This window comes from Pseudonocardia sp. NPDC046786 (assembly GCF_040645415.1).
GTDB classification, from domain to species: domain Bacteria; phylum Actinomycetota; class Actinomycetes; order Mycobacteriales; family Pseudonocardiaceae; genus Pseudonocardia; species Pseudonocardia kongjuensis.
This window is the reverse complement of the sequence record NZ_JBEYYF010000030.1, coordinates 1-17,135: the sequence shown is the minus strand read 5'-3', so window position 1 is coordinate 17,135 and position 17,135 is coordinate 1. Positions and strand designations below refer to the sequence as shown.

The window sequence follows — 17,135 nt, the reverse complement described above, 5'->3', positions numbered from 1 at the left end:
CGGGCCCCGGGGCACCGGGCGGGTGCTGCCGCCCGGGCGCGGGTGCGGGGAGCATCATGGGCAGGCATGAGCCGGGTGCACGCGTTCTCCGACGACGCTCTGGGTGACGCCGACGCGGTCGGTCTGGCCGAGCGGCTCCGCCGCCGCGAAGTCTCGGCGGCCGAGCTGCGGACCGCGGTCGCCGGGCGGGCCGCGCTCGTCGAGCCGCAGCTGCACGGCCTGGCACTGGACCGGATCGCCGATCCGGTGACCGGCGAGCGGGCCGGGCCGCTGGCCGGCGTCCCGACGCTGGTCAAGGACAACACCGACGTCCGCGGCTGGCCGGTCACCAACGGCACCGTCGCCTACGTCCCGGCGCCCGCCCGCGAGCACGCCGAGGTCACCCGGCAGCTGCTGGCCACCGGTCTGGACCTGCTGGGCCTGACCCGGATGCCGGAGTACGGCCTGAACGCCTCCACCGAGTTCGCCGCCGCCGAGCCGACCCGCAATCCGTGGGACCCGCGGTTCTCGGCGGGCGCGTCGTCCGGCGGGGCGGCGGCGCTGGTCGCGGCCGGTGTGGTCCCGGTCGCGCACGCCAACGACGGCGGCGGCTCGATCCGGATCCCGGCCGCGGCCTGCGGGCTGGTCGGGCTGAAGCCGACCCGGGGCAGGCTCGCCCCGAACGCGAACGGCGCCCGGATGCCGATCGACCTGGTCGCCGACGGGATCGTGTCCCGGACGGTGCGCGACACCGCGACCTTCCTGGCCGCCGCGGACCGGTACCGCCGCAACCCGGCGCTGCCGCCGGTCGGCCTGGTCGAGGGCCCGGCCCGCCGCCGGCTGCGGATCGGGCTGGTGCTGGACTCGCCGACCGGCGCGCAGATCGACGCCGAGACCCGGACGGCGGTCACCGAGGTGGCCGAGCTGCTCGGCAAGCAGGGGCACCTGGTGGAGCCCGCGAGCACCGGCATCGGGTCCCGGTTCGTCGACGACTTCCTCGACTACTGGGGGCTGCTCGCGTTCTCGGTGGTCACCGGCGGCCGCTGGCTGCACGGCCGCACGTTCGACCCGGACCGGCTGGACGCGCTCACCCACGGCCTCGCCGACCACTACCGGAAGGCGATGGCCCGCACCCCGGTGTTCCTGCACCGGCTGCGCCGGGTCGCGCAGTCCTATACCGAGCTGTTCACCCGGCACGACGTGCTGCTCTCGCCGGTGCTGGCGCACACCCCGCCGGAGATCGGCTGGCTGAGCCCCGCGGTCGGGTTCGACGAGCTGACCCGGCGGTTGCTCGACTACGTGGCGTTCACCCCGCTCTGCAACGTCGCGGGTGCCCCGGCGATCGCGGTGCCGGCCGGGGCGGCGGGCAACGGGCTGCCGCTGGGGGTGCACCTGTCCACCGCGGCCGGGGACGAGCGCACCCTGCTGGAGCTGGCGTTCGCGCTGGAGTCCGACCGGCCGTGGCCGCGGATCCAGGGCTGAGCAGCGGCGGCCCGGACCGCTCAGATGTTGCCGCGGCGCTCCTGCTCCCGCTCGATCGCCTCGAACAGCGCCTTGAAGTTGCCCTTGCCGAAGCCGAGCGAGCCGTGCCGCTCGATGAGCTCGAAGAACACCGTCGGCCGGTCCCCGACCGGCTTGGTGAAGATCTGCAGCAGGTAGCCGTCCTCGTCGCGGTCCACCAGGATCCCGCGCGAGCGCAGCTCCCCGATCGGCACCCGGACCCGGCCGATCCGGGCGCGCAGGTCCGGGTCGTCGTAGTAGGCGGCCGGGGTGTCGAGGAACGCGACGCCGCGGGCGCGCAGCACGTCGACGGTGCGCAGGATGTCGTTGGTGGCGAGCGCCAGGTGCTGGGCGCCGGGGCCGCCGTAGAACTGCAGGTACTCGTCGATCTGCGAGCGCCGCTTGCCGGGCGAGGGTTCGTTCAGCGGGAACTTCACCCGGTGGTTGCCGCTGGCGACGACCTTGCTCATCAGTGCCGAGTACTCGGTCGCGATGTCGTCGCCGACGAACTCGGCCATGTTCGTGAAGCCCATGATCCGGCGGTAGAAGTCGACCCAGGTGTCCATCCGGCCGAGCTCGACGTTGCCGACGACGTGATCGAGCGCCTGGAACAGCCGCGGCCCCCGGTCCGCGACGGTGGACCAGCGGGCGACGTAGCCGGGCAGGTAGGGGCCGGTGTAACGGGAGCGGTCGACCAGGGTGTGCCGGGTGTCGCCGTAGGTCGCGATCGCGGCGGTCCGGACGGTGCCGTGCTCGTCGGCGAGGTCGTGCGGCTCGACCAGCACGGCGGCGCCGTGCGCGCGGGCGTGCGCGATGCAGCGGTCCACGTCGGGCACCTCGAGCGCGATGTCGAGGATCCCGTCGCCGTGCGCGCGGTGGTGGTCGGCGACCGGGCTGGCCGGGTCGACGGCGCCGCGCAGCTCGAACCGGACGGCGCCGGAGCGCAGCACGTAGGCCTGGTGGTCGCGGTTGCCGGTCTCCGGGCCGGAGTAGGCGACCAGCTCCATCCCGTAGACGACCTGGTAGGCCAGTGCGGCCTGGGTGGCGTTGCCGACCGCCCAGACCAGCGCGTCCCAACCGGTCACCGGGAACGGGTCGCGCGAGCCGTCGTGCTCGACGAGGCCGACCAGGCGGTGCAGGGCGTCGGCGTCCAGCTCGGCCAGCCGCTCGGCGTCGGTGAGGGTGTGCTCGACGGTCATCGGGTCACCTCCGGGTGGGTCACGGGTGTGCACCGAGGACAGCTCATTCCAGGGGACTCGGCAACCAGCCCATTTCGTGCTGGCGGGAGTGCCCAGATCGACCGGGACCGGCGGCGCCGCTCCTGGGCGCACGGCCCAGCAGCGCCGCGTCACCCACCACGTCACCCGCCGCGTCACCCAGCCGGCCCGCGCCCGGACCAGCTCCAGGCGTAGGCCGGGTCCTCGACCGCGCGTCCGCCCTCGCCGAGTGCCAGCGGCGCGAAGGTGTCGACCATGACGGCGAGCTCGTCGAAGTACTCGGCGCCGAGCGACCGCTCGACCGCGCCGGGCTGCGGGCCGTGCGAGTGGCCACCCGGGTGCAGCGAGATCGAGCCCTGCCCGATGCCCGAGCCCTTGCGGGCCTCGTAGTCGCCACCGCAGTAGAACATCACCTCGTCGGAGTCCACATTGGAGTGGTAGTACGGCACCGGCACCGCCAGCGGGTGGTAGTCGACCTTGCGCGGCACGAAGTTGCAGATCACGAAGTTCCGGCCCTCGAAGATCTGGTGCACCGGCGGCGGCTGGTGCACCCGGCCGGTGATCGGCTCGAAGTCGGCGACGTTGACGGTGTACGGGTACAGGCAGCCGTCCCAGCCGACGACGTCGAACGGGTGGGTGGGCACGACGTGCCGGGTCCCGGTGATGCCGTGCTCCCCGCCGCGGTGCTTGACCAGCACCTCGACGTCGGTGCCGTCCACCAGCAGCGGGCCGTCCGGTCCGTGCAGGTCGCGCTCGCAGTACGGGGCGTGTTCGAGCAGCTGGCCGTAGCGGGACAGGTAGCGGGCCGGCGGCCCGATGTGCGAGCTCGCCTCGATCGCGTACAGCCGCAGCGGGTCCGAGCCGGTCGGCACCCAGCGGTGCGTGGTGGACCGCGGGAGGATCACGTAGTCGCCCGCGCGGGCGGCGACCGCGCCGAACACCGTCTCCACCACCGCGGTGCCGGACTCGACGTACACGCACTCGTCGCCGACGGCGTTGCGGTAGAGCGGGGAGGTCTCCCCCGCGACGACGTAGGAGATCCGGACGTCGGCGTTGCCGAGCACCAGCCGCCGCCCGGTGACCGGATCGACCGCCTTCCAGTCCGCCGCGCCGAGCCCGTGCAGCCGCAGGTGCCGCGGGATCAGCGGCCGGTTCCCGGTGAGCTCCTGGTCCGGCGGGTCCCAGGGGGACGCGTCGACGATCGCCGACGGCACCCCGCGGTGGTAGAGCAGCGACGAGTCCGACGAGAAGCCCTCCTCCCCCATCAGCTCCTCGCGGTACAGCGTGCCGTCGGCGGCGCGGTGCTGGGTGTGCCGCTTCGGCGGGACGGCACCTGCTCTGCGGTAGTACGCCATCGGACCGTCTCCTCCCCCGTGGGCTGCGGTGTGGCCCGATACTCCCGGCGGCCTGCCCGGTGGCGCCAGCGGGCGGCCTACCGTTGCTCCGGTGACGACCGACGACCTGCCCGGGCGCCCCGCGCCGTCCGGGCCGCCCCGCACCCGTCCGCTGGACCCGGCCGGGCTGGATCCCGAGCGGGCCGCACTGCACGCCCGGATCGCCACCGGGCCGCGGAAGGCGCAGGCCGGGGTGCCGCTGACCGACGAGCGGGACCGGCTGCTCGGCCCGTTCGGGGTGATGCTGTTCTCGCCCCGGATCGGCGACGCCGTGCAGCAGGTCGGGGCCGCGCTGCGGTTCGACGACGACCTCCCGCCCCGGCTGCGCGAGCTGGCCGTGCTCGCCGTCGCCGTGCACCACCGCAGCGCGTTCGAGTGGTCGGCGCACGAGCGTCCGGCCCGGAAGTCCGGCCTGTCCACCAGGCAGCTGCGGGCGGTGCTCGACGGCGCCGTCCCGGTCGGGCTGGACGCCGCCGAACGGACCGCGCTGGACGTCGTCCGGACCCTGCTGACCACCCGTGACCTGGACGACGACCGCTACGCCGGCGCGCTGCGCGAGCTCGGCCGGGACACCCTGGCCGCGCTGGTGTGGCTGACCGGCTACTACGCGATGCTCGCCGGGGCGCTGGCGGTGTTCCGGCCGGAGTAGCGGGTACCCGCGGTCAACGGCCTACCGCGCGCGGCCGCGATCGCGGATGCTGGGTGTGCCGGAGCCGGGTGGAGGGAGCAGCGTGACCGGGACCGTCGTGGGGCAGACCGTCGCCTCCGCCATGCACACCTTCCCGAAGACCTGCCGGCCGGCCACGACGGTCGGGCAGGCCAGGGCGCTGTTCGGCAAGCCGAAGGTGCACGCGCTGCTGCTGGTCGACGACGACGGGCTGCTGCACGCCGTCGTCGAACGGGCCGACCTGGCCGGACGTGCCGACGCCGGTCCGGCCGCACCGGCCGGCCGGCTGGCCGGTCGCACCGTCGGACCGGCCGCGGACCTGCGGACCACCTGGGACGCGATGGCGGGCGAGGGGCGGCGCAGGCTGGCCGTCGTCGACGACGGCGGCCGGCTGCTCGGGCTGCTCTGCCTGAAGCGATCCGGCCGCGGCTTCTGCTCCGACGAGGGCATCCGCGCCCGGGAACGGGAGCGCGCCGGGCCCGGCCGGACCGCCCGATCGGGGTGATCGTCGCCACATCGGCGTGAGGGAGCCGGCCGTGCGGCACTCCCACCCACGCAGGCACCCCGAGGAGGTCATCGTGTCGTTCACCGACAAGATCAGGAACAAGGCCGAGAACGCCACCGGCGTCGCCAAGGAGAAGGCCGGCGAGGCGACGGGTGACAACGAGCTGCGCGCCGAGGGCAAGGCCGAGCAGAGCAAGGCCTCGCTGAAGGACGCCGGCGAGAAGGTCAAGGACGCCGCGTCCAACGTCAAGGACGCCTTCACCAGGGACTGACCGCCCGGGCCTGCGCCCGCGGAACCGCACCGGGTCCCGCGGGCGCCGGCCGTCCCGGTCAGCTGCCGGATCCGCGGGCGGCGGACAGCCCGGCGGCGACCAGCGGGGCCGTCGCGTCGCCGATGCCGTCGAACCCCTCGCCGCGGGTGTCGCCGCGCAGGTGCCGCTCGTGGATGCCCTCGGCGATCACCGCGATCTTGAGGTAGGCCAGCCCGCGGTGGAACGCCCAGTCCCGGGGCTCGCGGCCGGAGGCCGCGGTGTAGCGGGCGACCAGCTCGTCCGGGGCGGGCATCCGGGCGCTGGTCGAGGCGGCCGTGCCGGCCAGTACCGGGGCGAACACCTCGTCCCGGTAGACGGTGTGCAGCGCGAGATCGGCCAGCGGATCGCCCAGGGTGGCCATCTCCCAGTCGACGACGGCGAGCACCCGGGTCGGGTCGGCCCGGTCCAGGATGGCGTTGTCGATCCGGAAGTCGCCGTGCACCACGGCCGCGTCGCTCTCCGCCGGGCAGCCGGCGTCGAGCAGGGCGTGCAGTGCGTCCACGTCGGGCAGCTCCCGCGTGCGCACCCGCTGCCACTGCGAGTACCAGCGGTCGACCTGGCGGCGCAGGTAGCCGGCGGGCCGCCCGAGCCCGGCGACCGGCTCCGCGGTCACGTCGACGGCGTGCAGCGCGGCGAGCGTGTCGACGAGCGCGAAGGCGCAGTCCCGGACCAGGCCGTCGGACCAGCCGGCCAGGTCCGGCCCGCCGCGCACCACGATCCCGTCGACGAACCCGGTCAGCGCGAACGGCACCCCGAGCACCGAGTCGTCGGCGAGCGCGACCGCGGGGGCGACCGGCACGCCGGACCCGGCGAGCGCCTCGACGAACCGGAACTCGCGCGCCATGTCGTGCGCCGACGGGGTGAGCGTGCCCAGCGGCGGGCGGCGCAGGATCCAGGTGGCGGCGCCGTCGGTGACCCGGTAGGTCAGGTTGGACCGGCCGCCGGAGACCAGCTCGGCGGTCACGCCGCCGCGGTAGCCCTCGACGTTCCCGGCCAGGAAGCGGTCCAGCGCGACCAGGTCGAGCCCGTCCGGGCCGCTCACCGGGCGCCCGCCGGTCGCGCAGCCCCGGTTGTCCCGGCTGTCCCGGCAGCGTGCCGGCCCACCACCCGGCGGGCGATCGACCAGCGGTGCGTCTCGGACGGGCCGTCGTAGATCCGGAACGGCCGCACCTCGCGCAGGAACCGGCCCAGCAGCACGTCCCCGGAGACCCCGAGCGACCCGCAGAGCTGCAGCGACCGGTCGACCACCCGCCACACGGCCTCCGCGGTGAAGGTCTTCGCGATCGACACCTCGGCCCCGGCGTGCCGGCCCCGGTCCAGCTCCCAGCAGGCGCGCAGGATCAGCCCGCGGGCGGCCGCGACGTCGATCTCGTTGTCGGCGATCATCGCCTGGGCCATGCCGAGGTCGCCGAGCCGGGAGCCGAACAGCCTGCGCTGCGCCGCGTGCCCCACCGCGATGTCCTGCGCCCGGCGGGCGATCCCGAGCCAGCGCATGCAGTGCGTCATCCGGGCCGGGCCGAGCCGCACCTGGGCGTAGCGGTAGCCCTGGTCGGCCTCGCCGAGCACCGCGTCGTCGCCGATCCGGCAGTCGTCGAAGGTGATCTCGAGGTGCCCGCCGTACAGCGACTCGTCGAGCGTCGGGATGTGCCTGCCCACCTGCATGCCCGGGTTGTCGGCGTCGACCAGGAACATGGTGGCGCCGCCGCGGTCCCCCGGCTCGCCCGCGGTGCGGGCCATCACGACGGCGAAGGCGGCACCGTCGGCGCCGGTGATGAACCACTTGCGGCCGTCGATCCGCCAGCCGCCGGGGACCCGGGTGGCGGTGGTGGACAGCGCGTCCGGGTCGGAGCCCGCGCCGGGGGCCGGCTCGGTCATCGCGAAGCAGGACCGCACGTCGCCCGCCGCGAGCGGGGCGAGATAGCGCGCCTTCTGCTCCTCGCTGGCGATCTGCTCCAGCATGTGCACGTTGCCCTCGTCGGGCGCGGCGATGTTCAGCGCGATCGGGCCGAGCAGCGAGTAGCCGGCCTCCTCGAACACCGCGGCCCGACCGCACATGTCCAGGCCGTGGCCGCCGAACTCCTCGGCCGCGTGCGGCGCGAACACCCCGGCCGCGCGGGCCCCGGCCTGCAGCCGGCGGCGGACCTCCTCGGATCCGACGACGCCGTCGTGCGCCACCTCGACCGGGATCACCTCCTCCCGGACGAACCGCCGGGTACGGTCGGCGAGCTCGGCGACCCGGGGGTCCGGCTCGAAGTCGACGGCCATGTCTCCTCCTGCGTGTTGGCTAATAGCTATTAGCCAACATGACCAATGGTCGACGCAAGATGCTGCCGCACGGGTCACAGCTCGGGGATAGACTGCTAGCCGTGCGGGAGGCGGAGATCCGGTCGGCCGCGCTGGAGCAGTTCGTCCGGCGCGGCTACGAGGCGACGACGATGGCCGACATCGGGGCCGCGGTCGGGATGCGCGGACCCAGCCTCTACAAGCACGTCAGCTCCAAGCAGGACCTGCTCGCCTCGCTGATGCACGCCACGATGACCGCGCTGCTGCGCGACCACGACGCAGCGGTGTCCGGGGTGGACGATCCGGTGGAACGGCTGCGCCGGGCGGTCGACGCGCACGTCCGGTTCCACGCCCGGCACCGGCGGGAGGCGTTCGTCGGGAACCGGGAGCTGCGCAGCCTCGTCGAGCCGCACCGCTCGGCGATCCTGGGCCTGCGCGACAGCTACGAGCAGCGGTTCCGCGCCCTGATCGGCGACGGTGCCGCACGCGGCGCGTTCCGGGTCGCCGATCCGCAGCTGGCGTCGTACGCGATCCTCGATCTCGGGATGGGCGTCGCGGTCTGGTTCCGGGAGGACGCCGGGCCGACCGAGAACGAGGTCGCCTGGGCGCAGGTGGAGTTCGCGCTGCGGCTGGTCGGCGCGGCCGTCCCGTGACGGCGCGGGGCCGGTCCCGCGGGCGGGCGCTCACCCGGACAGCAGCACGACGGCGAGTGCGGCGTCCCGGGGCCGGGTCAGGTCCAGCCCGGTGAGCGCCGCGAACCGGCGCAGCCGGTTGAGCACGGTGTTGCGGTGGCAGTACAGCCGGCCGGCGACGGTGGCGACGCTGCCCGAGTCCAGATAGGCCAGCGCGGTCTCGCGGAGCAGCCCGATCTCGTCCGGGCGGGCCGCATCCAGCCCGGCGAGCAGCGTGTCCGCCAGACCGCCGTGGTCGTCGAGCGCGCGCCGGGCGACCAGCGGCCAGACCTCGCGCGGCCCGTGCGGCGCGGCCGCGTCCGGCGGGAGCAGGTGGGCCATCCGGAGCACCGCGGACGCCGCGTCCGGCACCGCGGCGAGCCCGGCGACGCCGCCGACCACGACACATCCGATGTCCGCGGTCAGCCGGTGCTCCGGCGGGGCGGCGCCCGGCACGTCGGCCGGCCAGAACGCCACCACCCCGAACTCGACGTCGCGCAGGTGCACCCCGGCGGTGCGGGCCGCCCGCCCGCGCAGGGTCGCCGCGTGATCGGCGAGGGCCGCGCAGACGGTGAACGCGGCGTCCTCGCCGACGCCGAGCCCGGCCGCCAGCCGGGCGGTCCGGTGCTCGGCGGGAGTGCCACCCGGACCGCCGCGGAACAGCAGGTCCAGCAGCTGCCGCTGCTCGTCGCGCTGCTGCTCGGCCAGCACCGCCTGCTCGTCGAGGAACGCGAAGTGCACCTCGCGGGCGTAGGCGTCGACGACCGCCCACACCCGGTCGGCGCGCCGGACCAGGACGGCGGCGTCCCCGTCCTGGTCGAGCAGCGCCGACCAGAGCACCGGGAAGTCCAGGCGGACCGCGCGGACCAGGTCGTCGAGATCGACGCCCTGCCGGGCCCGGTGCCTGCCGAGCCGGTCCGGGAGGTCCCCGAGCTCGATCCGGCCGTCGGTGCGGGCGAGCTGGTCGACCAGCAGTGCGAGCGACTCCTCGGCGGTGTCGCGCAGGTCGGCCGGGGTGACCGGCTGGTCGTCGTAGTGGCCGTCCCGGTCGAGCCGGGCGAGGAACGCGGTGGCCAGCTCCGGCACCCGCCTGCGCAGCCGGGCCACCATCCGCCCCCAGGCGTCCTCGGTGTCCATCGGCGTCACCCTGCCAGCTCAGCCCGCGGTGATCTCCCCCGCGGCCAGCCGGCGCAGCACCCCGGTCAGCAGGTCGAGCCCGGCGAGGGCGTCGGCGTCGGTGGTGTGCTCACCCTCGTTGTGGCTGATCCCGTCCACGCTGGGGACGAACAGCATGACCGTCGGGACGTGCCCGTTCAGGTTCACCGAGTCGTGCCCGGCGACGGTCGGCATCCGCCGGTGGCCCAGCCCGAGCTCGTCGGCGACCTCGCGGGCCAGCTCGATCCCGGCCGCCGGGAACGGCTGCACGCCCCAGCCGTGCGACCCGGCGATCTCGACCGCCACCCGGGCCGACCGCTCGATCCCGGCGATCCGCCCGTGCAGCAGCTCGTCGGCCCGGGCCAGCAGCTGCTCGTCGGGCGAGCGCAGGTCCAGGTTCAGGGTGACCTCGCGGGCGACGGTGACCGGGCTGTTCGGCTCGACGGTCATCCGGGACACCGAGGTGTGCAGCGGCGCGCCGGTGCCGGACAGCTCGTCGGAGAGCTCGCGGGCCAGCACCACCAGCCGGGCGGCCCCGAGCAGCGCGTCCCGCCGGTCGGCCATCACCGTCGAGCCGGTGTGCGACTGCTCCCCGAGCACCCGCAGCGCGTACTTGCGGGCCGCCCAGGTGGCCTCGACCAGGCCGATCGTGGTCCCGGTGTCCTCGAGCACCCGGCCCTGCTCGACGTGGATCTCGGCGTAGCAGGCGATGTCGGCGAGCCTCGGCGCCCCGGTGCCGGTCCGGCCGGACGCCACGAGCAGGTCGCCGACCCGGATCCCCGCCGGGTCCCGGGTGTCCAGCGCCGCACCCGGATCGAGCGCGCCGGTGAACACCGCGCTACCGAACATGCTGGGTGTGAAGCGGGAGCCCTCCTCGTTGAACCAGTTGACCACCGCCAGGTTCAGCGCGTGCGTGGTACCGGCCAGCCGGTGCGCGGCGTGCGCCGCCGCCAGCACCCCGTAGGCGCCGTCCCAGCGGCCGCCGAACGGCTGGCTGTCCAGGTGCGAGCCGACCAGCACGTACGGCGCGCCCGGGGTGCGTTCGAGGAGGCCGAACTGGTTGCCGATCCGGTCGTGGACGACGGTGAACCCGCGATCGGCCAGCCACCGCCCGAACCAGGCCCACTGCCGCTCGTCGGCCTCGGACGCGGCCTCCCGGTGCACCCCGCCGCGTGTGGTCGCGCCGAAGCCGGACAGGGTCGCGAAGTCCGCCAGGAAGGTCGGGGCGCCGCCGTCCGCCATCGGGTCCTCCTCGTTCGCCGGGTCCCCCATCGCAGCACGGCCGGTGCGCGGCGGTCACCGGCGCGGCGCCGCCGGTTCACCGACTACCGCTGTGCAGCTGCACAGCGGAATCTGCACCACATGACGACCACGTTTCGTTGTGCACTCGCACAGTCTGCGGCCGGCAGATCGCGGCGTACGTGCGTTCCGCTCGGCCGCCGGGCCGCCGATGCTGGCACGACCCCAACACGGACGGACCCCGGGAGGCGGCATGGCCGGCGAGACGGCGGACGGGAACACCGGCGGGAAGGTGACCGTCACCGACGCCGAGGCGCGTAAGGTCGCCTTCGGCGCGTTCGTCGGAACCGCGCTGGAGTGGTACGACTTCTTCCTCTACGGCACGGCGGCCGCGCTGGTGTTCAACCGGCTCTACTTCGCGACCGACGACGTGGTGGTCTCCACCCTCGCCGCGTTCGCCTCGTTCGCGGTCGGGTTCGCCGCACGGCCGCTCGGGGCGGTGGTCTTCGGCCATCTCGGCGACCGGATCGGCCGCAAGCGCTGCCTGATCATCACCGTCACCATGATCGGGATCGTGACCGGCCTGATCGGCCTGCTCCCCGATTTCGCCGCGATCGGGATCGCGGCGCCGCTGCTGCTGACCCTGCTGCGGCTGTTGCAGGGCGTCGCGGTCGGCGGCGAGTGGGGCGGTGCGGTCACCCTGGCAGTCGAGCACGCACCGCCGGAGCGCCGCGGCCGGTACGCCGCGATGCCCCAGATCGGCTCCCCGGTCGGCACGCTGCTGTCCTCCGGGGCGTTCCTCGCCGTCGCGCAGCTGCCGCCGGAGAGCTTCGACGCCTGGGGCTGGCGGATCCCGTTCCTGGCGGCGTTCCCGCTGCTCGCGGTGGCGGTGTGGCTGCGCAGGCGGGTCGAGGAGTCCCCGCTGTTCGAGCAGATGCTGGCCCGGGACGAGCGGTCGTCGTCCCCGGTCCGGGAGGTGTTCGCACGGGCCTGGCCGCAACTCGCGGTCGGTGCGGGCACCACGCTGCTCGGCGTCGGCGGCTTCTACCTGATCACCACATTCGTGATCAGCTACGGGACGACCCAGCTCGGCCTGCCGCGCTCGCTGATGCTGGGCGCGACCCTGGTCGCCGCCGCGGTCGAGATCGGCGTGCTGATCCTGGGCGGGCGGCTCGCCGAGCGGTACGGAGCGTGGCGGGTGACGGTGGCCGGTGGCGTCGCGTCGGCGCTGATGGCGTTCCCGGCGTTCTGGCTGATCGACACCCGCGGCGCGGTCGCGGTGGTGCTCGGCGTGACGGTGGCGACCGCGCTGCTCTCGATCCCGTATGCGGTCTCCGGTGCTCTGCTCACCGAGCTGTTCCCGCCGCACCTGCGCTACAGCGGCGTCGCGCTGTCGGCCAACCTGGCGGGCGTGGTCTCCGGGTTCGTGCCGCTGGTGGCGACCGCGCTGCTCGCGGTCGGCGCCGGGACCTCCACCCTGCCAGCGCTGCTGCTGGTCGGGATCGCGCTGGTCACCGCAGGATCGGGCGCGGTGGCACCCCGGTTCTTCGTCGAGCGGGACCGGGTCGCCACGGTGACCTGATCCCGGCCGTGCCGGGCGGTCACCCGCGCACGGCCGGGACCCCGTGGGTGGCCCGCGCGATGATCTCGCAGTAGCGGGCGGACACCTCCGACCCGATCACGCCGGGCTGCATCTGGTTCATCGCGTAGGAGATCGTCATCCGGCGGTCCAGGTCCATGATGATCAGCGATCCGCCCCAGCCGCCCCAGAAGCAGACCCGGCCGGCGGGCACGAACGGCACGCCGTCGGGCTCGGGGAGCCCGAACCCGATGCCCCAGCGCAGCGGCAGCCCGAGGAACAGGTCGGTGCCGTGCGCCTGCTCCCGGAAGATCAGGTCGATGGTGTCGGGGCCGAGCAGTCGTACCCCGTTCGACGTCCCGCCGAGCGCGACGGCGGAGAGCATCCGGGCGACCGAGCGGGCGTTGCCGTGCCCGTTGGCGGCCCCGATCGCGGCGTCGAACCAGCCGGTCGTGTTCGCGATCGTGGGATCGGTGAACGAGCAGGTCGGCGTAGACGAACGACTCGATGATCCGGACCACCAGGTAGGCGAGATCGGGCAGCGCCAGCGGATGGGCCGGCTCCGCGTCGCGCATCTCCTCGGCCAGCAGCGACTCGAAGACAGCCACCACGTGCCGCTGCAGCGGGCTGGCCCGAGTGGTGATCAGCCGGAGCGCCCGCTCGGTCTCCCGTTGCAGGAAAACCCGGTAGTAGGGGGCCGCGATGAGCGCCTCGGCGTACAGCCCGGCCACCCGCGCCACCCGCCGCCCGCCGGTGCCGCCGGCGATCGCCGCGACATCGCGCAGGGTCGGGTCGGCGAGCGAGGTGAGGATCTCGACGAGCAGCCGGTCCCGGCTGCCGACCCAGCGGAACAGCGTGGACCGGTCCACCCCGAGCCGACCGGCCAGCGAACTCATGTCGATCCGCTCCCCGGCCAGGAAGGTGCGCCGGGCCATCCGGAACGCGAGCGCCGCGTCCGGTCGGCCGGCCGTCGCCTCGACAGGGCCTGCACCATTCACCGACACGTTGCAGGCCTAGCCGCTACCGGCGGTCAGACCTGCGCGTGCAGCAGTGCCGCCACCGAGGCCCGGACCTTCGTGGCGTCCGGGGCGTCGCCGGTGATCGTGTCTGCGTAGACGAACGACTCGACGATCCGCACGACCAGGTACGCCAGGTCGTGCGGATCGAGCGCGTGCTCCAGGTTCCCCCGGTCCCGCTCCTGGGAGATCATCCGCTCGAAGATCCCGACGACGTGTGCCTGCACCGGGCTCGCCTTCGAGGTGAGCAGCCGCAGCGCCCGGTCCGACTCGCGGCGCAGGTACACCTGGAAGAACGACGAGTCGATCAGTGCCTGCGCGTAGTGCCCGGCGGTGAGCGCGATCCGCGCGCCACCGGCCCGGTCGGCCCGGGCGTCGGCGGCGGCCACGGCGGGACCGGTGAGCGACATCAGGATCGCCGCGACGAGCCGGTCGCGGTTGCCCAGCCAGCGGAACAGCGTCGACCGGTCCACACCCAGCTCGGCCGCGAGGTCCCCCATGTCGATCCGGACCCCGGCGACGAACCGCCGCCGCGCGACGCGGAACGCCCGCCCGGCGTCCGCACCGCGGACCGGCTCCTCCGCACGCGCCGGGCCGCTCACCGGTGCGACTCTAGACCGGGCCGGATCAGATCGAGGCGAGGATGTCGAAGCCGGCGCCGTCCGCGGTGGCCAGGTAGATGCGCTGCTCGGTGCAGGTGCCGGTGACCCGCACCGTCCCGCGCGGGCCGTCGTGGCAGGACCGGTCGGCGGCCTCGGTGAGCGGGCCGATCTCGGCGGTCCCGGCCCGCTCGACCAGCCCGGCCAGCACCCGGACGCCGTCGTAGCAGGACTCGCCGGGGGCGTTCAGCACCGGCGCCTCCGGGCCGAACCGGCGCACGTAGCGGGCGCCGAACCCGAGGCTCTCCGCGGTCGGCAGCGACTCGAAGTAGCCGGCGGCGGTGAACACGTCGCGGGAGGCGCGGGCGCCGGTCTGGGCGAGCATGCTCTCGTCCATCAGCGGGGAGAACCGGGCACACCGGTCCTCCAGGCCGCGTCGGGCGAACTGCCGGTTGAACTCCACCGCGTCCCGGCCGACGAGCAGCATCAGCACCCCGTCGCCGTCGCCGGCCTCGATCCGCTGCAGCACCGGCCCGAAGTCCGCCGTGCCGAGCCCGACGAACCGGGCGCCGTCCAGCGGCGGCGCCCCGCACTCGCGCAGGAACCGGCTGACGAGCTCGGTCGAGCGGCGCGGCCACACGTAGTCGTTGCCGACCACGAACCAGCGCCGCACCCCGATCTCCTCGCCCATCCAGCGCAGCGCCGGATAGAGCTGGATCTCCGGCGTCTCGCCGATCGCGAACACCCCGGGGGTAGTCTCGCCGCCCTCGTAGAGCGCGGTGAACACGTAGGGCACCCGGCCACGCAACCGCGGCACCAGGTGCTGCCGGACGACCGAGGTGTGCCAGCCGACGACGGCGTCCAGTCGGCCGGCGTCGACCAGCCGTCCGACCTCGTCGGCGACCCGCGCGGGTCCGGCGCCGCCGTCCACCACGATCATCCGGACCGGCCGGCCGAGGATGCCGCCCGCGGCGTTGATCTCCTCGGCGGCCAGCTGGGCGCAGAGCAGGCAGGACGGCCCGTAGAGCGCCTCGGAGCCCGCGAACGGGATCACGAGGGCCACGGTGAACTCCGTCATGTCCCATCACCCCGGTGTGCAGGCCCCACCCGGATCAACGCACGCCGGGCCGCCGGGTATTTCCGGCTCGGCGACCGGACCGGTTGCCGCACACGCCCGCTGCGGCGTCCGGCGGCGCTCGGTGCGCCGGTCGGTGCAGCGCCGCCGCGGCCACCGGTGCGTTCCGCGGAACGCACCGGGCGGGTGTGTCAGGCCGAGCTGCCGGCGCTCCTGCGCTCTAGGACATGGTTCATGGTCAAGGAGGCCGGGAGCGCCCACGGGGACGCCGCGGCGCGGGCAGACGCGCCGCCGCATGATCGAGAGCGCGATCGCGCTGCTCCGCGAGCGTGGGCCCGCGGGGACGACGATCGACGCCGTCCTGGAGCACCTCGGAGCCCCCGCGGCTCGGTCTACCACCCCGCGCTGAACACGCTCACCCGGGCCGCGGACCGTGAGGTTCTTCGGCAACCCCGGCCACAAGGCCGTCCCGGCCCGGCTGGAGCCGCTGCGCACCCGGCGTGAGACGGGCCGGTCAGCGGCGGCGCAGCACCGCCAGCAGCTCCTCAAGGGTGGCCAGGCTGTGCCCGGCGAGCAGCTCGTCGAGGTGCGGCAGCGCGGCCACGATGCCGCCCTGCACCGGCAGGAAGCCGTCCTTCCCGGCGTGCGGGTTGACCCAGACCAGCCGGTGCGCGAGGCGCGCCAGCCGGCCCGCCTGCTCCCCCAGCAGCTCGGCGCTGCCGCGCTCCCAGCCGTCGGAGAACACCACGACGGCCGCCCCGCGGGCGGTACCGCGACGGCCCCAGACGTCGACGAAGGTCCGCAGCACCTCACCCAGCCTGGTCCCACCGGAGCGGTCCACGATCGCGGCGTCGGCGGCGCGCAGCGCGTGCTCCGGATCGCGCAGCCGCAGCTCCCGGCTGACCCGGGTCAGCCGGGTGCCCAGGGTGAAGACCTCGGTCGACGCCGGGGACCGGCGGGCGACGACGTGCGCGAACCGCAGCAGGGCGTCGGCGTAGGGCTGCATCGACCCGGAGACGTCGATCAGCAGCACCACCCGCCGGGGCCGCCGCTCGTGGTCGCGGCGATGCAACGCGCGCAGCTCCCCACCGGCCCGCATCGCGGCCCGCAGGGTGCGCCGCGGATCGGCGCCGCCGTGCCGGGCCGCGCGCAGTCGTCTGCTGTGGCGCAGCGGCGGGTCCGGGCGCAGCCGGGCCAGCAACACCCGCAGGTGCTCCCGCTCGGCCCGGGTGAGATCGGCGATGTCCCGGTCCCGCAGCACCTCCGCGTCCGAGGCGGCGACCGCGATCTCCAGCACCTCGGCGGTCCCGTCGGCGTCGGCGTCGGGGTCCCGGCCGCTGCCCAGCGGCGCCGGCCGGGCCGGCGGCGGGGTCGCGGCGGGCGGCGCGGTGCGGGCCGTGATCGCCGGATCGAACCAGGTCGCGAACGCGATGTCGTAGCGCGGCAGGTCGTCCGGGTCGGAGCAGAGGGTGACCCGGCCCGCCCGGTACGCCCGCTCCCGGTCGGTCACCCCGAGATGGCCCACCGCCTGCAGGAACGCCGCGACCCGGTCGGTCGGCACGGCCATCCCGGCGTGCCGGAGCACCGCGGTGAACCCGGCGAGTGCGGCGACCGGGCCGCCCGCCGAGCGGCCGACCAGCAGCGGATCGACCCGGGCGACCGCGTCGGTACGGGCGGTGTGGATCGGACCGGGCGGCGCGTCCGGCCCGATCACGACGGGTCGCGCCGCGCCAGCACCGCCAGCGCGCGCTCGGCGTCCTCCCGGTACTTGAGCACCGCGCCGAGGGTGGCCGCCGCCCCGTCGAGGTCGAGCGTGGTGGACCCGATCAGCTGCAGCGCCTGCGCCCAGTCCAGGGTCTCGGCGACCCCGGGCGGCTTCACCAGATCGGCCGCCCGCAGCGCCGCGACCGCCTCCGCGACCTCGGTCGCGAGCCGCTCGGACAGCC

Annotated in this window: 16 protein-coding genes and 2 pseudogenes; 6 read left to right on the top strand and 12 right to left on the bottom strand. The window is 75.0% G+C overall.

Translation table 11 applies throughout. The features are described from left to right. Positions 1-66: 66 nt before the first annotated feature. The gene (locus ABZ881_RS27085; RefSeq protein ID WP_344021224.1) at positions 67-1,461 is read left to right on the top strand and encodes an amidase; all 1,395 of its coding nucleotides are present in this window, start codon (positions 67-69) and stop codon (positions 1,459-1,461) included. 20 nt (positions 1,462-1,481) lie between these two features. Here ABZ881_RS27085 and hppD read toward each other — a convergent pair whose 3' ends face one another. Continuing rightward, complete coding sequence (hppD, locus tag ABZ881_RS27080; RefSeq protein ID WP_358488479.1) at positions 1,482-2,678, bottom strand: 4-hydroxyphenylpyruvate dioxygenase; 1,197 nt, start codon at positions 2,676-2,678, stop codon at positions 1,482-1,484. Between the two features lie 173 nt (positions 2,679-2,851). Further along, complete coding sequence (locus tag ABZ881_RS27075) at positions 2,852-4,051, bottom strand: cupin domain-containing protein (protein ID WP_358488478.1); 1,200 nt, start codon at positions 4,049-4,051, stop codon at positions 2,852-2,854. Positions 4,052-4,142: 91 nt separating this feature from the next. Here ABZ881_RS27075 and ABZ881_RS27070 point away from each other — a divergent pair, with 91 nt between their 5' ends. From ABZ881_RS27070 to ABZ881_RS27060, 3 genes are all read left to right on the top strand, one after another. Next, on the top strand, positions 4,143-4,739 hold the full coding sequence (locus tag ABZ881_RS27070; RefSeq protein WP_358488477.1) for a carboxymuconolactone decarboxylase family protein: 597 nt from the start codon (positions 4,143-4,145) through the stop codon (positions 4,737-4,739). 82 nt (positions 4,740-4,821) lie between these two features. Continuing rightward, positions 4,822-5,262 carry a CBS domain-containing protein gene (locus ABZ881_RS27065; RefSeq protein ID WP_358488475.1) on the top strand — a complete coding sequence of 147 codons (441 nt, stop codon included), beginning with the start codon at positions 4,822-4,824 and terminating at the stop codon, positions 5,260-5,262. A 73-nt stretch (positions 5,263-5,335) separates the two neighbouring features. Continuing rightward, on the top strand, positions 5,336-5,533 hold the full coding sequence (locus ABZ881_RS27060) for a CsbD family protein (RefSeq protein WP_358488474.1): 198 nt from the start codon (positions 5,336-5,338) through the stop codon (positions 5,531-5,533). A gap of 58 nt (positions 5,534-5,591) precedes the next feature. Here ABZ881_RS27060 and ABZ881_RS27055 read toward each other — a convergent pair whose 3' ends face one another. Both ABZ881_RS27055 and ABZ881_RS27050 read right to left on the bottom strand, forming a co-directional pair. Further along, positions 5,592-6,614, bottom strand: coding sequence for a phosphotransferase family protein (locus tag ABZ881_RS27055; RefSeq protein ID WP_358488473.1), 1,023 nt, complete (start codon positions 6,612-6,614; stop codon positions 5,592-5,594). Then, the gene (locus tag ABZ881_RS27050) at positions 6,611-7,837 is read right to left on the bottom strand and encodes an acyl-CoA dehydrogenase family protein (protein WP_358488471.1); all 1,227 of its coding nucleotides are present in this window, start codon (positions 7,835-7,837) and stop codon (positions 6,611-6,613) included. Before ABZ881_RS27050 ends, ABZ881_RS27055 begins: the two co-directional genes overlap by 4 nt. A gap of 101 nt (positions 7,838-7,938) precedes the next feature. Between ABZ881_RS27050 and ABZ881_RS27045 the strand changes: the two genes are divergently transcribed. Beyond that, positions 7,939-8,508 (top strand): TetR/AcrR family transcriptional regulator, encoded by a 570-nt coding sequence (locus ABZ881_RS27045; protein ID WP_344021241.1) that lies wholly within the window; start codon positions 7,939-7,941, stop codon positions 8,506-8,508. A 30-nt stretch (positions 8,509-8,538) separates the two neighbouring features. Here ABZ881_RS27045 and ABZ881_RS27040 read toward each other — a convergent pair whose 3' ends face one another. Continuing rightward, the gene (locus ABZ881_RS27040) at positions 8,539-9,663 is read right to left on the bottom strand and encodes a helix-turn-helix domain-containing protein (protein ID WP_358488470.1); all 1,125 of its coding nucleotides are present in this window, start codon (positions 9,661-9,663) and stop codon (positions 8,539-8,541) included. A gap of 18 nt (positions 9,664-9,681) precedes the next feature. Next, complete coding sequence (locus ABZ881_RS27035; protein ID WP_358488468.1) at positions 9,682-10,953, bottom strand: M20 family metallo-hydrolase; 1,272 nt, start codon at positions 10,951-10,953, stop codon at positions 9,682-9,684. A gap of 220 nt (positions 10,954-11,173) precedes the next feature. Here ABZ881_RS27035 and ABZ881_RS27030 point away from each other — a divergent pair, with 220 nt between their 5' ends. After that, a complete protein-coding gene (locus ABZ881_RS27030) occupies positions 11,174-12,502 on the top strand; it encodes an MFS transporter (RefSeq protein ID WP_358488467.1) in 1,329 nt (442 codons plus the stop codon). Positions 12,503-12,521: 19 nt separating this feature from the next. Here ABZ881_RS27030 and ABZ881_RS27025 read toward each other — a convergent pair whose 3' ends face one another. The 6 genes and pseudogenes from ABZ881_RS27025 to ABZ881_RS27000 all read right to left on the bottom strand — a co-directional run. Beyond that, positions 12,522-12,962 carry a serine hydrolase gene (locus tag ABZ881_RS27025; protein WP_358488528.1) on the bottom strand — a complete coding sequence of 147 codons (441 nt, stop codon included), beginning with the start codon at positions 12,960-12,962 and terminating at the stop codon, positions 12,522-12,524. A gap of 52 nt (positions 12,963-13,014) precedes the next feature. Continuing rightward, positions 13,015-13,395, bottom strand: a pseudogene (locus tag ABZ881_RS27020) (QsdR family transcriptional regulator); the annotation flags it as partial. 134 nt (positions 13,396-13,529) lie between these two features. Beyond that, complete coding sequence (locus ABZ881_RS27015; protein WP_358488466.1) at positions 13,530-14,117, bottom strand: QsdR family transcriptional regulator; 588 nt, start codon at positions 14,115-14,117, stop codon at positions 13,530-13,532. A gap of 25 nt (positions 14,118-14,142) precedes the next feature. Beyond that, positions 14,143-15,192, bottom strand: coding sequence for a substrate-binding domain-containing protein (locus ABZ881_RS27010; protein ID WP_358488464.1), 1,050 nt, complete (start codon positions 15,190-15,192; stop codon positions 14,143-14,145). A 511-nt stretch (positions 15,193-15,703) separates the two neighbouring features. Further along, complete coding sequence (locus ABZ881_RS27005) at positions 15,704-16,756, bottom strand: VWA domain-containing protein (RefSeq protein WP_358488527.1); 1,053 nt, start codon at positions 16,754-16,756, stop codon at positions 15,704-15,706. Positions 16,757-16,899: 143 nt separating this feature from the next. Continuing rightward, positions 16,900-17,135 (bottom strand): annotated as a pseudogene (locus ABZ881_RS27000) (MoxR family ATPase); the annotation flags it as partial.

Excerpts from the sequence above, each read along its gene's own strand:
- ABZ881_RS27085 (WP_344021224.1), top strand. The coding sequence starts at position 67 with ATGAGCCGGGTGCACGCGTTCTCCGACGACGCTCTGGGTGACGCCGAC.
- hppD (WP_358488479.1), bottom strand. The coding sequence starts at position 2,678 with ATGACCGTCGAGCACACCCTCACCGACGCCGAGCGGCTGGCCGAGCTG.
- ABZ881_RS27075 (WP_358488478.1), bottom strand. The coding sequence starts at position 4,051 with ATGGCGTACTACCGCAGAGCAGGTGCCGTCCCGCCGAAGCGGCACACC.
- ABZ881_RS27050 (WP_358488471.1), bottom strand. The coding sequence starts at position 7,837 with ATGGCCGTCGACTTCGAGCCGGACCCCCGGGTCGCCGAGCTCGCCGAC.
- ABZ881_RS27040 (WP_358488470.1), bottom strand. The coding sequence starts at position 9,663 with ATGGACACCGAGGACGCCTGGGGGCGGATGGTGGCCCGGCTGCGCAGG.
- ABZ881_RS27035 (WP_358488468.1), bottom strand. The coding sequence starts at position 10,953 with ATGGGGGACCCGGCGAACGAGGAGGACCCGATGGCGGACGGCGGCGCC.
- ABZ881_RS27030 (WP_358488467.1), top strand. The coding sequence starts at position 11,174 with ATGGCCGGCGAGACGGCGGACGGGAACACCGGCGGGAAGGTGACCGTC.
- ABZ881_RS27010 (WP_358488464.1), bottom strand. The coding sequence starts at position 15,192 with ATGACGGAGTTCACCGTGGCCCTCGTGATCCCGTTCGCGGGCTCCGAG.
- ABZ881_RS27005 (WP_358488527.1), bottom strand. The coding sequence starts at position 16,756 with ATGGCCGTGCCGACCGACCGGGTCGCGGCGTTCCTGCAGGCGGTGGGC.